Origin of the sequence: Desulfovibrio sp. JC022, assembly GCF_010470665.1 — a bacterium.
Lineage (GTDB): Bacteria > Desulfobacterota > Desulfovibrionia > Desulfovibrionales > Desulfovibrionaceae > Maridesulfovibrio.
Genome location: NZ_VOPZ01000018.1, coordinates 1 through 14,911 on the forward strand (window position 1 = coordinate 1; position 14,911 = coordinate 14,911).

The window sequence follows — 14,911 nt, forward strand, 5'->3', positions numbered from 1 at the left end:
AATACCTACTTTATCTCTTTGAACGGCTGCCACATGCCAAGGGTGAACACGATCTCAAAGCCTTATTGCCACAGGCTATGTCAAAGAACGAGTCCTGATTATACACAGTGAGCCATCCTTGAAAAGGTGGGGCTGTTTTGACGCATACAAATTATTTATCCTGCTGCGCAAGCAAGGACACCGCTGGAACCATAAAAGGGTTTATCGAGTTTACTGCAGGCTTAAAATGAATTTCCGGCGAAAGGGTAAGAAACGTTTACCTTCCCGGAATCCTCAGACTTTATCAGTTCCGCCGAAAGCCAACATCTGCTGGTCGATTGATTTTATGCATGACTCGCTGATGAGTGGACAAAGGTTTAGAACTTTTAATGTGCTCGATGATTTCAGCCGCGAATGCTTGACTATTGAAGTAGACACAAGTCTGCCCGCCGGAAGGATTACGCGTGTACTGGACAGAGTTTCGGCATGGCGCGGCTTTCCTGAAAAAATGAGGATGGATAACAGCCCAGAACTTATTTCGGTGACATTGGCAGATAGGGCCGAAAGAAATGGTGTTGCGCTGGAATTCATTCAACCAGGCAAACCGACTCAGAACTCGTACATTGAACGCTTTAACAAAACATTCCGTAATGAGGTCTTAGATTTTACCTGTTTTCAACGTTGTCAGAGGTCAAGGACATAACCGAAGACTGGATTCGTCAATACAACGAAGAGCGACCACATGAATCGCTCGGGGACATGACCCCAGTCGAGTATGTCCAAACACATTCACCCCAAGAAAACTCTACTTACGGGTGGCACTAACTTGGGGAGGTTTACATTCCCATGCAGATATAACATGAGCTTGAAACCTTTTATTCATAGCACCAAACAAAATATCAAATTTTTTCGTTATATCAGATGTTTTTAATTCTTCGTTCAACAGTCTCCATTCTGCTCTTTGGGCCAATAGTGATACATTGCTCCCCTCTATACCTACTGCGGAATGCCCCCTCAAGATAAAATCCTACACAATCCCACCTCCAGCACAACCTAGATCTATATAATCAATCTTTATATCTGGAAAATGTCTTTCACATGCAAGGACAAACCTTGAATGTCTTATGTTATCATTAATAGTTCCTCGAGGATTAATATGATCATTACTTTCGTTTGCAATCGGAAATTCAATTTTTACATAGATAGGAGTGCGCATTAGACTATTAAACTTATCAGACACAACCAACAAATCCCTATAATGCATATCGTTAACATTTGATAGATGCAGAATCTCATCTAAAACATATTGCAATCGACATATTAAATCATTAAACTGAACTGAATTCTCTTTGAGAATAGACTCATTTAGTTCGAGGAGTTGATCCGTGTCTTCCTGCCCAGAAACCCTGATACGCTCAACTGTTTCATGTAATTTCAACAATGAGGCTTCAAATCTTTGAAAATCTTTTTTTGAAATTCGTTAATTTGAGCTTGCATATTATCAATCGAAACGAGCAAATAATGTTGCCTTCGTTCGTGCTCACTCCATCTGTCGACCTTCAAACCTATCAGACTCAATGCTTGGCTATATATCTTTTAATATCCATAAAATCACGCATCCCCAAAGTCAGGCTGTCGCCTTACAAAGTTTTCCCACTTCATCCGCAAGACTCATCGTATCCGGATCAAATAAAAACACACGCCGCACACCGGCCCGTTCCCCTGCAATCAGGTCGCTTTCGGAATCTCCAATAAGCACACTCTGCTCCAGATTGATATCCCATTCCTCAATGGCCCGCTTCAGCATTCCCGGTTCAGGTTTGCGACAGTCACACTGCTTAAGATATTCCCCCACAGCTTCGGTGGGGTGATGGGGACAATAGTAAACGCCATCAATATGCGCACCCAATACAGCAAGCTCTGCACGCATATAGTCCATAAAAACATGAAAAGCACCATGGTCGTAATATCCTCGCCCTATTCCGGCCTGATTGGTGAGGACCAATACCAGCCACCCCCTATCATTAGCAGCCTTGATGGCCTCTCTGGCGCCGTTGCACCAAGTCAGGTCATCGATTTTATGCACGTACCCATGATTCACATTTATTACGCCGTCCCTATCAAGAAAAAGCGCAGGCTTGCAACGCCATTTAGGAATTGCGGTCTGCGCCCGTTCAAGGTCCTCCGGGATACCTATATCGATAAAAAATCCGTTCAATTCACGACAGGAAAGTTTGCCTTCGCTGGCCAATTTAGGAAACCAATCCTTTTCGAGTGATGACGCCCCTTCAGGCAGGGCAGCCACAACATCGCGGGACATTAAATAGACACCACCGTTAATTGCCCCCGGACCGGACTCTCCTTTTTCTAAAAAAGAAGACACCATCCCATTTTCATGCACCACACGCCCGTATCTTGCCGTATCCTCAACTTTTCGCAACGCGAGAACCACATCAGTCTCCCCATTGATCAAGTCGAGATAATTGATATCAAAGATACTATCCCCGTTAAGAACGAAAAATCGATCATGAAGCTCTTCCAGACAATTGCGCAGTCCTCCGCCGGTACCAAGAGGGGACTCCTCCTGAACATACGTCAAATTCACGCCAAATCTGGAGCCATCCCCCAGAGACTCATTCAACACCTCATGAAGATATCCGGTTGAAAGAAGAATCTCGGTAACTCCATGTCGAGCCAAATTCCACAACAGATGAGAAAGGAAAGGTTTTCCTGCCACAGGGATCACAGGTTTAGGGGTAGTTTTGGTCAAAGTTCCCAATCTGGTTCCTTTTCCCCCTGCGAGAATAACTGCTTGTTTGATCATGTTTAAACAGTCTCCCTCGGAAACATCTCGGCCTCAATAATCTCACACAATGTGTGACCACTGAGAATATGACCTTCCTGAATCCGGGGAGTCTGATCGGAAGGAATGGCAATACAGACATCCGCCAATTCAGCCATCAGGCATGCCCGGCTGCCTACAAGAGAAATTGTTTTCATCATTTGGTCACGGGCCGCCTCAAGAGCCTTGACCACATTACCGGAGTTACCTGAAGTAGAAAGACCTATGAGCACATCACCAGCCTTGCCCTTTGCTTGGATCTGCCGTTCAAAAACACGGTCATAGCCATAGTCATTTCCTACGGCAGTCAATGCGGAAGTATTGCAATGTAGAGCTTCTCCATAAAGCGGCGGCCTATCATAAAGAAACCTTCCTGTAAGTTCCGCTGCTAAATGCTGAGCATCAGCAGCACTACCGCCATTTCCGCAAAACAACACCTTCCCGCCTGCCTTAAGAGAAGAAACGCACAATGAAGCTGCGACCTTAACTGCTTCAGCCCACTCTGTGTCTGCGGCCATGGACTCCAATATCTTTTGCATTTCTTTTACGCGTTCAATGGGATCAAGCATATCATATACTCCTACACGCTATCAGGCGATATTATTCCTGCTAAGGTATCGTTCGACAACTTCACCAGTTTCACCCTCAGCAACAGTACGACCATCATCTATCCAAACACATCGATTACACAAAGAACTCAGGGTATGAAGATCATGTGAAACAAAAACCGTTGTCTGCTTGGAGCGCATCTTTTCCAACATGGCTTCTGTCGACTTCTTCTGAAATTCCTGATCCCCCACTCCGAGCACCTCATCAACCAACAAAATATCTGGAGACATCTCGAGAGCAACGCCAAACCCAAGTCGGGCCTGCATGCCTGAGGAGTATGTCTTTAACGGATCATCAATCCACTGCTCCAGTTCTGAGAATGCAATTATCTTATCCATTTTTGCTTCCGCCTCTTCACGGGAGAAACCGATAAGCATAGCATTGATCAGAGCATTGTCTCTACCGGACAGCTCAGCGTTAAACCCCATCTGAAGGCTCAACAAAGAGACACTTGCATCTTGATGAAAAGTAATCTTACCGCCATCCGGCATCAGAATGCGGGCAATAAGCTTAAGCAACGTAGACTTTCCAGCCCCATTACCACCTATTATCCCAAGAGTCTCCCCCGCATGAATGGTCATCGAGATATCTTTCAAAGCATCGTACGTTTTGCTTTTCAATAGGCTGTACCGAACTTTGAAGGAGCAACGGACACGATCAAAACAAACCAAAGGGACACTACTCATTGCTGACAAACCCTAGGGTAAACATTGTCAAAGCGATTTAACAAATACAAAGCAACAGCTAAAAACACGAATGAGAATCCAGCTACATACAAAAGGTAGAACCAATTTGGCCAATCTCCGTGCAACAACACAGCACGATAATTTTTAAGCAATCCTGCCATGGGATTTGCATATATAATCGGTCTATGTTCAGGAAGAACCATGGTGTCTAAATCATAGAATATCCCAGTCGCGAAAAAAAGAATCTCTATCACTGTGCTGACAATGAACCTCATATCAGGAACAAATGGAACGATTGCCGCACAAAACATCCCAACAGCCAAGTTGAGCACAAACTGAAGAGCAAGCAGAATAGGCAATGCAAACCAGCAAACAGTCACAGGAGTGGGATAAAACAACAAAAACAACAATAACAAAGCAACTACAAATAATTGCTTAAAACTATCCTGGCAAACAGTAGTGAACGGGAAGAACATTTTTGGGATTCTAACTTGAAGTATCAATCCTCGAGCATCATGAATGCTATTCTTACTATTATTCACACTACGAGCAAACCAATTCCACGAAGCAAGGCCTACAAGCAGAAAGCCTACAAAATGCTGAGTTCCCTGATTCAACATAATATCAAAAACCACGTAAAAAACGGTCATCATGAACACAGGCTCAAGCACCCACCAGACATAGTTCAGATAGTAGGAAGATACTTCTACTCGCAAATTTGCCTTTACGTATATATATGCAAGCTGAAAAAAACGCTTAGAAGTCATGTCAAATTATTAACCTTTATAATTTTCAAAAGACTATGCTAAAACCTATCTAAGACCTTGCTCTGTACAAATCAACAAGAATATCGACTATCGACTGAGAAGCAGACCCATCACCATAAGTATTGACCGTTTTAGACATTTCTTCGAATATTCTTTGATCTGTCAGTAACTCCCTTATCGCTTCAAGGATTCCTTCATATCGATTCCCAACAAGGCGGACATTGCCAGACTCAATACCTTCGGGGCGTTCTGTCGTATTCCGTAACACAAGCACAGGCTTACCAAGCCCAGGAGCCTCTTCCTGAATTCCACCGGAATCGGTAAGCACGAAATAGGCTCGCTTCATTACCCGCACCAGAGATGCATACTCAAGCGGATCACACAAAGTTATACGTTCATGATTGCCTAAAAATTCTCGAACCGGAGACTGTATATTCGGATTAAGATGTACAGGGTACACGACATGCACATCCTTAAATTCTTCCAATATCTTGAGGACCACACGACAAATATCGCGGATAGGTTTTCCAAAATTCTCACGCCGGTGCGCCGTTAACAATACTATACGTTGTTCTCTAGGAATATCTTTCAACACGGACTCTTGCATGTCAAAAGAACGTCCTGCCACATCATGCAAGGCATCAATGACAGTATTGCCTGTAACAAAAACTTTTTCCGGTGAAATATTCTCCTGCAAAAGATTTTCTGCCGCCCATTGAGTTGGTGCAAAGTGAGCTTGCGCCATGACACCTGTCATGCATCGATTCACTTCTTCTGGGAAAGGTTGATAAATATCCCCGGTTCGTAATCCAGCTTCAACATGCCCCACTGGAATTTGGTGATAATATGCAGCCAAGCCTGCAGCCATGGTAGTGGTTGTGTCCCCTTGGACCAGCACCCAATCAAACGACTCACGGCTTAGTATACCTTCTAGCCCGGTGAGCACACCTGCAGTCAAAGAAGAAAGCGTCTGATTCTCACGCATCAAGGCAAGATCATAATCAGGATTGATATCAAAGAGATCGAGAACCTGGGACAACATTTCCCTATGCTGGCCGGTAACGCAGACCTTTGAACTGACATCATTACGACGTCCCAACTCCTTGACTAATGGAGCCATCTTGATACCTTCTGGCCTAGTTCCAAACAAAGTGAGTATTTTCATTATGTCTTCCAAAAATAATTCCGCTGCTCAAAAAAAAAATAACCATATACGCATGCTCTATCTCATGCATATAGATTGGAATTGGGTATGGCAACGCCCCCAAGCATTGGCTGCCGCGCTCTGCGAAAAATTTGATTTATGGATTTTATATCGCTTAAACCCATTTCGCAAAAGACTTACAAAAAATAAACAAGTTTGTAGGACTATTCCATTGCTTCCCATACCGGAAATTATATTTGGAAACATTTCACATTGCCTGCAAAAAGTCTACATAGGATTACATATATTGCTGCTGCGCCCGCATGTAATTTGGGTTACATTCCCTGACTTATTACCCATACTCCCAAACAGGCTGATGAGGGAAATAACTCTGGTTTACGATTGTATGGATTTAGCCGAAGGTTTCTTTTCAGACCGTGCGGCTAGACAGCGTATTAAGGAATTGGAAGAAAGACTTCTTGAACGGGCAGATATTATTTTCTGTTCCAGTAAACACCTGCTGAATCAACTGGGCAATAAAACAAATTCCGGAAAAATATATTTGGTGCGTAACGGCGCCCCCCAAAAGGCAATTTCCAATGCATACGCAACTTCAGAAACAAACAAAACAACCGTAGAGGAAAATCAGAAAGGAATTCACCTCTGCTACTTCGGCACAATTTCCATCTGGATGGATTGGGAGGTTCTTCAGCAAATCACGAAAACAAATAAGAACATACATATCCATTTTATAGGCCCTGTCGAGCACCATCCCCCATATGAGCACAACAGGATGCATTTTCATGGCCCGATGACTCATCAAAAACTTTATAGAGCAGCACAAAAATTCGATGCCTTCATTATGCCGTTCAAAAAAAACGACCTCATTCTTGGTGTAGATCCCGTCAAAATGTATGAATACATATCATTTTCCAAACCAGTATTTAGCATATACTATCCAGAAATAGACAGGTTCAATAAATTTGTAATTTTTTATGAGTCAGCCACTCAACTCGAACAATACATACTAAAAATGCAATCAGGTGTTCGTATGTATGCCAGTCAAAAAGAACGCATTAATTTTATTGAAGCAAATAGTTGGGAATGCAGGGCTCAAACCATAATCAAGACACTAAAAAAACACATCAACTAGTCTTAACCGACCAACCCAGCCCACAAACCTTTTACCGCCGCCGGAATACTGCTCCATTCTCCACGAAGCGCTAAAAATAGAGGTTTAGCTGTAAGCCGCAGAAATAATACGGCAGGCAAGACGGCAGGATAAAATTTCAAAGTAAAAAGGATTGTAGAACGGGCCTCATGATACGCAGCAAAAGATAATCGCTCAGAACTCGACAACCCAGATCGCCCGATTGTAGCACTGAGTTCATGAATGACGATACAATCGCGGCACCAATGCAAAGTATATCCTGCAGCTTTTGCGCGCACACAAAAATCAAGCTCCTCATAATACAGGAAAAAATCACCATTGAGCATACCCACTTCTGAAAATGCATCAATAGGAATAAGCATACTCGCCCCATAGATATAGTCTATTTCCGGATCATCCAGTGTTCTTCGCTCATCCAGAAGAACATCTTCGTACGCAGGCTTAATTCGCGAAGTCCAAGGGGAATATTTAACACCTCCTGCAAGTTGAAAGTGTTGTGGATTATCAGATCGAACAACACTGGTTCCAATAATGCTCCTCGGATGCATTCGAGAACAAAGTTTGAGGCTATTCAAAGAACTTTTAGAAATTTGTGTATCATTGTTCAAAAGCCAAACATGGGAGACATTACTCCTGCTTCTGATTGCAGCAATGCCATTATTGCATGCATTGGCAAACCCAATATTGTCGCAGTTGTCAACTAAAACTGCTCCAGATTTGCCGTCCCACATTTGACCGGGTAGAAGATGGGCAACGCTTTTGAAGCAACTCTCCAAACAAGTTGCCAAAGTTTCCCCCTGTTCTTTCGTTCCGTTATTAGAAATCACAACAAGAGCTGCGTCTGTGCTTTCTCTTATCGAAGCCAAACACTTCAATGTAATGTCAATTGCCCCATAATGAACCAGAATTATAGCAAAGAAAGATTTCTCAAACGAGGATGGCATAGTTGTCTACTCCACCAGACTAACCCAAGGCTTTCCCAAAGTTTCGCTGATCTCAACCGGAATCGGTTTCCCGGCCTGCATCAAAGCAATCGCCTTTTTCTGTACAATAACCTGTTGATTAAACAACGCGAGATCAGCTTTAACCTGCCCCTTAAGCTCAAGCATGCTGTTGTTGATATTAGCTGGGTCGAGACCTATCTTCCCGGACATGTTTCCGGACATGCTTTTGCCGCGAAGCTCCATTTGGTCAAGATTGAGCACAAGATTCTCCAGATGCACACTGCCGCTGAGGCTGTCCATCTGCACTCTGGGAGCGACAAACAAAGGGGCAATCCCCTTAAATGCCGTTTTTTGTAAGCCTAAAACAAGACTTCCGCGAAATGTTTTCGGATCACCGGCATCGCCCTGCAGGTCCAGACTTAAGCGTCCCGTACCTTCCAAGCCCAGATTAAGCGCATTTATCTCAGGTATTTTGTTGAGAGACAGATTGTCACAATCCAAATCCACCAGAAACGCATTGAAGTTGAACAGCGTTCCGGAACCGACCCCCCCCTCAAGCAACGCACCGTAAACACTGCCTTCAAGCTTGAGCGCCAATCTGGTTTTGAGCAGACCGAGCAGGTCGGGTTGTACAAGAAGCCTATCTATTTGAACCAACTGCCGCCCGGTCTTTTTTTCTTTTACATTGATGGCTGAAAGATCAAGCTGCGGTGGGAACAGGATGGGATCGATGGAACTTATTTGGATATCATACAACGGCTGATTCTGGAGTCCGGCACGGATCATCGGCTCGATCCGGGAGCTGAAATAGTTCCCGCAAAAAACAATTGTAAATACGAACAGCCCGTAAATTAAGTAATAGGTATGACGCCTGCCGATTTTCAACGGGGCTTTTCTTCTGCTGCGTCCCCCACCCAAAGGCAATGTGAAGGAAAATTTATCTTTTAGGTATGCCAAGCTCAGGCCCATGGTAACACCGGTAAATCCACCTGCTATAAGTTTGTAACCCGTTTTACTTCAGCCAGAGAAGTCTTGCCTTCAAGGATCTTGCGGCAGCCGTCAATTTTAAGCGTTTTCATGCCGTCTTTTTTGGCCTGCTTTCTGATGCGGTTCGAATCAGCGGACCTCACTGTCAGGGCCTTTACTGCATCGGAAACGGTCATGATCTCATAAATGGCGTTTCGCCCCTGATAACCTGTATTCATGCACTCTTCGCAGCCCTTGGCCCGATGAATCTCACGCTTAACAAAAGCCCGAGCCAGAGGACCGTATTCAGATACTGCCGCCCCGTCCGGAACAAATTTTTCCTTGCAGTGAGGACACAGAACACGCACAAGACGCTGTGCAATAACCGCACGCAGGACCGAAGAAAGCAGGAAGGGTTCCACTCCCATATCGATAAGCCTAGCCACTGCGCTAGGCGCATCATTTGTATGCAAGGTTGAAAAAACAAGATGACCGGTAAGCGCAGACTGAATGGCAATATCAGCAGTTTCCTTGTCGCGAATCTCCCCAATAAGGATAACATCCGGGTCCTGACGGACAATAGAACGCAATCCGTCTGCGAAATTCAGATTAATCTTCTTGTTGACCTGCATCTGGCCGACGCCCTCAATTTGGTATTCCACCGGGTCTTCGATGGTCAGAATATTTTTATCAGGGGCGTTGATATGGTTCAGGATGGCGTACAGGGACGTTGTCTTGCCGCTACCGGTTGGCCCGGTAACCAGAATAATCCCATGCGAAACATTCACTAGATTTTTGATCCTGCGCAGACTGTCCTGTCCAAGACCTAACTCCTGAATACTCAGCACACTGGAATTCTTTTCCAATAAACGGAGAACTATTCTTTCACCATACGAAGTAGGCAGGCACGACACACGTAAATCGACCTGACGTCCGCCAAGACTGAGAGAAATGCGCCCATCCTGCGGCAAACGCTTTTCAGCAATATTCATCTTGCCCATGATTTTAATTCTAGAGACCATGGCGGCATGAATACGCCGGGGCAGGGAATGCTTGTCGTAGAGGACCCCGTCCAGTCTGAATCGCACCCGCAAGGAATCCTTGTAAGGCTCGATATGAACATCACTGGCATTGGCCCGCACAGCCTGTGCCATAATCATGTTGACCAGCTTAATCAGCGGAGCATCGCTGGAGTCATCGAGCAAGTCTTCAATTTTATCAGCAAAAAAATCCGTTCCGAACTCGTCCGCTGCTTCGTCAAGGACATCCGTCACCTCAGGGTCTGGAGCCTCGCCAAAAACATTGTTGATAACCCGCAAAATATCACTGGACTTTGCCAACACAACCTGCGGGGATTCTTTGAGAACAAAATAGAACTCTTCAACCCGTTCAAGCTGCTTGGCTCGGCCAATAGCCAAAACCAATTTACCGTTATCATTTAAGGGTACGCAAAGAACCTGCCGTAAAAACTGGATTGGAAATTTACGGATCATGTCGGAATCAACAAAATCATCGGGAATAGGATTAAGCTCATCAAGATGAAACAGTTTCGATTCTAAATTCAATAAATTTTCTTCAGAAAGCTTGTCCTTCAGTAACAGGTAATCAAGCAGCAACTCGCCTTCTACCTCTGCCTGCTCAACCAGCGGTAGAAGCTCTTCCTCATTGAACAATCCTGCGGAAACAAGCTCTGATTGGATCGACTTAGTATTCATACAGCCAACCCCGCTCTAAAATAAAATCTCAGGCATTACAGGCAAACCGGTCCGAACTTTGCCGAGGCCGTCAGCTCCCACCTCAATATCATACATTTTCTGGCGTTTTTCTTTGTAGAGCTGGTCTTCTTCTTCAACAGAATCCATAATCTTGGGAGTCAGAAAGACAAACAGATTTGTTTTTACTTTCTCTTTCTTCTCATAGCGGAAAAGATACCCCAAGCCGGGGATATCCCCAAGCAAGGGAACTTTACTTTCGTTGATAGTATCGTCTTCTCCAAGCAACCCGGCAATGACTATAGTCTGCCCGTCCTTAACCTGAATAACGGTCTCAACTTCACGCTTACGAGTCGTTGGTGCAATAATATTTGAGCTGACAGTAGACGGAACAACACGACTCACCTCTTGAAACACATTAAGCTGCAAATCATCGTCCTGACCAATGTGCGGTGTAACCTTTAGCTTTACTCCGACGTCTTTGTACTCAAGATTCTGAGATTCGTAATCAGAGTCAACGTTGTTGGTAGTGGTTTTTGTTGAAAAGGGGATGTTGTCTACTACGTTAACTGTTGCTTCCTGATTATCCAAAGTCATCAACTGTGGTGTCGATAAAATGCTAAAATCATCATTAGACTCAGAAGCACTAATCAAAGATTGCACACTGTACTCAGTCCCGCCCACTTTGAATACATCGCTGAACAGAGCTCCAATCGCCCCACCTGGAGGAAATGCAGCCATACCGTCAGAAAGAGAAATCGTCCCAGTACTGCCAGTGGAGGCAGAACCGAATACCATTGTATCGCCACCAGCAGCGGGGATTACCCAGTTGGCACCGAATTCAAAATCAGCATCATCCGAAACTTCCATAATCAGGGCTTCAATGAAGACCTGCTTCCGGCGTACATCCATTTTCTTTATTATCTTTTCCAGATGGGTATAGTCGTCAGGCCGCGCAGTGATTACAAGACTGTTGGTGGCTTTGTCCGCCACGATTTTCACCTTGCCTTTAACGACCTTGTCTTTTGCATCTTTGGCTGCACTCGCCCCGCTGACCAGCTCTGTGAGGACCTTGGCCAGATCTTCAGAATTGGCGTTATGCAGATTGTAGAGATGGATTCCGCCCTTTCCTTCCGGTGTGGGCAGATCCATCGAAGAAATCATGGACTTGATGTTGGTCAGGTTAGCGGCATCTGCAAGAACATAGATGGAGTTGGTCCGCTCGTCTGCTATGGTCAGCGCAATGCCCTGCCGACCTTTCTTTTCCATGTCAGCAAGCTTGGCGGTCATAATCTTGTTGATGGATTCGGAAATGGTTTCGGCGTCCCCGAACTTGATTACAATATTCTCGGACCGCGTAGCATACTGGCGGCGGTCAACCTCATGCACAATTTTCAAAATCCTCTTCAGGTTTGAGGCAAGGGTAGTAACAATCAGGGTATTTGAAGGCTTGTACATGGAAACCCCGCCGGTGGGACCCAGCATGGTCTGCACAATAGTTCCCAGTTCTGTAACACTTGAATTTTTAAGCGGAATTATCTGTGTAATGAGTTCGTCGCTACGCCCATCCATCCCGCGTCCGCCGACATTTGTAGGAACAGCAAGATTCTGGCCTCTGGCTGCCGGCAGAATTTTGTACGTATTGCCGCTGGGAATGATCACAAATCCATTTAACTGCAGTACGGATTCAAAAACCTTATATGCTTCATCAACCGAAATCTTGGTGGGGGAATAGATTGTAACCCTTCCGCCGACATTTTTATCCACAATAAAGTTTTTGCCGGTAATCTCACTGATAAACTTGATCAGAATGTGAATGTCCACAGCCTTGAAATCAAGACTGATGGTCCCCCCGGCGGCACGGGCAGAGTGAACATTCATATTTGCCGACACAGGTGCCAGAAAAATGAAACAAGCCACTATATAGATAAAAATATTACGCATTACTAAATTTCAATTTTAATGTTTCAAAACGCTTATTGCGCCATATTTTTATTTCAATCGAGTCTTTAACCCGCATTTTAGCCATATTCATAAGATCAGCCATGGAATTGAAACCCTGACCGTTCACGCTCACAATCAGGTCCCCTTCCTTTATGCCTATATCCGCCAGAACAGAATCATCCGCCACACCGTTGATCAAAAGCCCTTTCTGACCATCAACCTTTGCCGGGGCAAAATCAACCTTGCTGAGTATATCTTCAGGCCTGGATATGACTTTTCCCATTTTTTTCCTGTTCAGCAGAACATCACCTGAGTCCGACTTGGCTGCGATCTTTTTGTCATCACCGTCAATCATGATGATTTCTTTACGGCCTCCCCTTGTCAGGACAACAGCCCGGCGTTTAACCTCAGAAATGATAATATCCTTATATTGCTCGCCCTTTTTTAATACATGGTAACGCCCGTCAATAATGACAACCGCCCTGCGCAAGAGGGGATCAGACGCATAAACAGTGCCTATAAGCCGATAATTAGTAGCGACCGGCAGGCTGGCTAAATCATTGACAGGTTTGGGTTTCGGTTTCGGTTTGGGCTTGACGACCTTTGCAGGGTCAAATGCAGCAAACAGATTTCGGTTGTTAATGACTTCAAAATGAGCCCTGCCTGCTTTCTGCTTTAAATTGATTGCAGGTGCGATGGCAGCTGTATCAGGAAGTGTTATTTCAGCAGGCTTGATAAAGAGAAAAACACCGCTCGCCAGACAATAGGCTGACACGGTGACAATCAGTATCTCACCAAGAATTTTAAGCTTACCCAACATCACTACCTGCAAAAAGATTTCTTAAATGACCGAACCACTTCTCTAATAAACTTTATCCACCGCCCACGCCAGCAAAAAATAAAGCATCACCCCACCAGACTGTTCATCTGGAAAATGGGCATAATGATGGACACAACAACAAAACCGACAATGACCCCAAGGGATAAAATCATCAAAGGCTCAATCAGCGAGGTCAGCATTTGTAATTTGCTGTCCACTTCATCATCGCAATCATCCGCAACAATGAGAAACATCCTGTCGAGCTGTCCGCTGCGCTCCCCTGCCGAGATCAATTGCACATGGGTCGGGTCAAAGAGGAAGCTCCCGCGCATGGCCAAGGCCAGATCCTTACCCTCCTGCACATCCTCTGTTATCTGATCCACGACCCTTTCAAGATAAAAATTCGATGAAGCGGAACGGACAATCCCCAATCCCTTGAGCAGATTTACATCATTCCTCAAAAGCAAGCCGAGAGTTCTGGTAAAATTACCTACTTCGATATAACGGGACAGATTCCCCATCACCGGCAGTGAGAATTTAAGCTTGTCGAAAAACCGCTTTCCCCTTGCTGTCTTCTTGAATTTTACGCCGATTACAACCAGTCCGATTAAGCTAAGCAGCATGACATGCCACCACTGGCCCATGAAATCACTGAAACTAATCAGGATTCTGGTCGGCAATGGCAGCTGCTGTTTCATATCGATGAAAATCTGGGTCACCTTGGGGACGATAAACATCATCAAGAAAATAAATATGCCGCCCCCTACCAACAGCATCAAAATCGGATAAGCTAGAGCAGACTGAACCTTTCTACGCAAGGCAACCTGCGCTTCGAGGTGATCCGCCAGACGCCCCAGCACAAGATCAAGGGAACCGGAGTTCTCTCCGGCCTCAACCATGGTTACAAATGTAGTTGAGAAGACATGCTTATGCTCAGCCATGGCCTCGGCAAGCGACATCCCCTCACGGACCCGCTCACGGATTTCAGAAAGGACCTTGTCCAGTTCAGAAGCGCCACGGCCTTCAAGCATGGCCGCAAGAGCCACATCAAGAGCCATGCCCGCAGTCAAAAGAGTTGCCAACTGCCGAACCGATCCGGCCAGGACCTTTGGTGACACCCTACGAAAAATTTTCTGGTAAAGCAGCCTGAAAGATGAGCCACCGCCGTTCCCCCTTCTTTCACGCACCCGCGACAATTTGGTAGGATACAGCCCCTTCTCCTTCAAAGAAGTCAAAGCCGCAGCCTTATTGTCTGCTTCGATTATCCCTTTAACCGATTTACCGGCACTGGAGACTGCTTTGTATTGAAATGCGGACAAAACCTACC

At 45.1% G+C, this 14,911-nt stretch carries 13 protein-coding genes and 1 pseudogene; 2 read left to right on the forward strand and 12 right to left on the reverse strand.

Annotation, left to right across the window (positions count from 1 at the left end):
• Positions 1 to 148: 148 nt before the first annotated feature.
• A pseudogene (locus FMS18_RS19695) lies at positions 149 to 804 on the forward strand (IS3 family transposase); the annotation flags it as partial.
• A 202-nt stretch (positions 805 to 1,006) separates the two neighbouring features.
• On the opposite strand, the gene FMS18_RS19700 reads toward FMS18_RS19695, so the two are convergent.
• The 6 genes from FMS18_RS19700 to wecB all read right to left on the reverse strand — a co-directional run bounded on the left by FMS18_RS19700 (position 1,007) and on the right by wecB (position 6,048).
• Positions 1,007 to 1,417 carry a hypothetical protein gene (locus FMS18_RS19700; RefSeq protein WP_163296371.1) on the reverse strand — a complete coding sequence of 137 codons (411 nt, stop codon included), beginning with the start codon at positions 1,415 to 1,417 and terminating at the stop codon, positions 1,007 to 1,009.
• Between the two features lie 189 nt (positions 1,418 to 1,606).
• Positions 1,607 to 2,803: a D-glycero-beta-D-manno-heptose 1,7-bisphosphate 7-phosphatase gene (gmhB, locus tag FMS18_RS19705; protein ID WP_163296372.1), complete on the reverse strand. Its 1,197-nt coding sequence runs from the start codon at positions 2,801 to 2,803 to the stop codon at positions 1,607 to 1,609.
• Between the two features lie 2 nt (positions 2,804 to 2,805).
• Positions 2,806 to 3,390, reverse strand: a complete 585-nt coding sequence (locus FMS18_RS19710) for an SIS domain-containing protein (RefSeq protein WP_163296373.1) — start codon at positions 3,388 to 3,390, stop codon at positions 2,806 to 2,808.
• Positions 3,391 to 3,411: 21 nt separating this feature from the next.
• The gene (locus FMS18_RS19715) at positions 3,412 to 4,050 is read right to left on the reverse strand and encodes an ABC transporter ATP-binding protein (RefSeq protein ID WP_203544717.1); all 639 of its coding nucleotides are present in this window, start codon (positions 4,048 to 4,050) and stop codon (positions 3,412 to 3,414) included.
• A gap of 62 nt (positions 4,051 to 4,112) precedes the next feature.
• Complete coding sequence (locus tag FMS18_RS19720; protein WP_163296375.1) at positions 4,113 to 4,883, reverse strand: ABC transporter permease; 771 nt, start codon at positions 4,881 to 4,883, stop codon at positions 4,113 to 4,115.
• Positions 4,884 to 4,932: 49 nt separating this feature from the next.
• Positions 4,933 to 6,048: a non-hydrolyzing UDP-N-acetylglucosamine 2-epimerase gene (wecB, locus tag FMS18_RS19725; RefSeq protein WP_163296376.1), complete on the reverse strand. Its 1,116-nt coding sequence runs from the start codon at positions 6,046 to 6,048 to the stop codon at positions 4,933 to 4,935.
• A 1-nt stretch (position 6,049) separates the two neighbouring features.
• Between wecB and FMS18_RS19730 the strand changes: the two genes are divergently transcribed.
• The gene (locus FMS18_RS19730; RefSeq protein WP_163296377.1) at positions 6,050 to 7,180 is read left to right on the forward strand and encodes a glycosyltransferase family 1 protein; all 1,131 of its coding nucleotides are present in this window, start codon (positions 6,050 to 6,052) and stop codon (positions 7,178 to 7,180) included.
• A gap of 2 nt (positions 7,181 to 7,182) precedes the next feature.
• Here the strand turns inward: FMS18_RS19730 and FMS18_RS19735 are convergent, their stop codons facing one another.
• From FMS18_RS19735 to FMS18_RS19760, 6 genes are all read right to left on the reverse strand, one after another.
• Positions 7,183 to 8,142 (reverse strand): glycosyltransferase family 2 protein, encoded by a 960-nt coding sequence (locus tag FMS18_RS19735; protein WP_163296378.1) that lies wholly within the window; start codon positions 8,140 to 8,142, stop codon positions 7,183 to 7,185.
• Positions 8,143 to 8,148: 6 nt separating this feature from the next.
• On the reverse strand, positions 8,149 to 9,111 hold the full coding sequence (gene gspN / locus FMS18_RS19740) for a type II secretion system protein GspN (protein ID WP_163296379.1): 963 nt from the start codon (positions 9,109 to 9,111) through the stop codon (positions 8,149 to 8,151).
• Positions 9,112 to 9,134: 23 nt separating this feature from the next.
• Entirely contained in the window at positions 9,135 to 10,823 is a 1,689-nt protein-coding gene (gene gspE / locus FMS18_RS19745; protein WP_163296380.1) for a type II secretion system ATPase GspE, read from the reverse strand.
• 15 nt (positions 10,824 to 10,838) lie between these two features.
• Positions 10,839 to 12,701, reverse strand: a complete 1,863-nt coding sequence (gspD, locus tag FMS18_RS19750) for a type II secretion system secretin GspD (protein WP_163296381.1) — start codon at positions 12,699 to 12,701, stop codon at positions 10,839 to 10,841.
• A 55-nt stretch (positions 12,702 to 12,756) separates the two neighbouring features.
• Positions 12,757 to 13,584 (reverse strand): PDZ domain-containing protein, encoded by an 828-nt coding sequence (locus FMS18_RS19755; protein WP_163296382.1) that lies wholly within the window; start codon positions 13,582 to 13,584, stop codon positions 12,757 to 12,759.
• An 86-nt stretch (positions 13,585 to 13,670) separates the two neighbouring features.
• Positions 13,671 to 14,903, reverse strand: a complete 1,233-nt coding sequence (locus FMS18_RS19760) for a type II secretion system F family protein (RefSeq protein ID WP_163296383.1) — start codon at positions 14,901 to 14,903, stop codon at positions 13,671 to 13,673.
• Positions 14,904 to 14,911 lie beyond the last annotated feature (8 nt).

Bases quoted from the DNA above. Each gene is read 5' to 3' on its own strand.
- FMS18_RS19730 (WP_163296377.1), top strand. From the start codon at position 6,050: ATGTCTTCCAAAAATAATTCCGCTGCTCAAAAAAAAAATAACCATATA.
- FMS18_RS19755 (WP_163296382.1), bottom strand. From the start codon at position 13,584: ATGTTGGGTAAGCTTAAAATTCTTGGTGAGATACTGATTGTCACCGTG.
- gmhB (WP_163296372.1), bottom strand. From the start codon at position 2,803: ATGATCAAACAAGCAGTTATTCTCGCAGGGGGAAAAGGAACCAGATTG.
- gspN (WP_163296379.1), bottom strand. From the start codon at position 9,111: ATGGGCCTGAGCTTGGCATACCTAAAAGATAAATTTTCCTTCACATTG.
- FMS18_RS19720 (WP_163296375.1), bottom strand. From the start codon at position 4,883: ATGACTTCTAAGCGTTTTTTTCAGCTTGCATATATATACGTAAAGGCA.
- gspE (WP_163296380.1), bottom strand. From the start codon at position 10,823: ATGAATACTAAGTCGATCCAATCAGAGCTTGTTTCCGCAGGATTGTTC.
- FMS18_RS19710 (WP_163296373.1), bottom strand. From the start codon at position 3,390: ATGCTTGATCCCATTGAACGCGTAAAAGAAATGCAAAAGATATTGGAG.
- FMS18_RS19735 (WP_163296378.1), bottom strand. From the start codon at position 8,142: ATGCCATCCTCGTTTGAGAAATCTTTCTTTGCTATAATTCTGGTTCAT.
- wecB (WP_163296376.1), bottom strand. From the start codon at position 6,048: ATGAAAATACTCACTTTGTTTGGAACTAGGCCAGAAGGTATCAAGATG.
- gspD (WP_163296381.1), bottom strand. From the start codon at position 12,701: ATGAATGTTCACTCTGCCCGTGCCGCCGGGGGGACCATCAGTCTTGAT.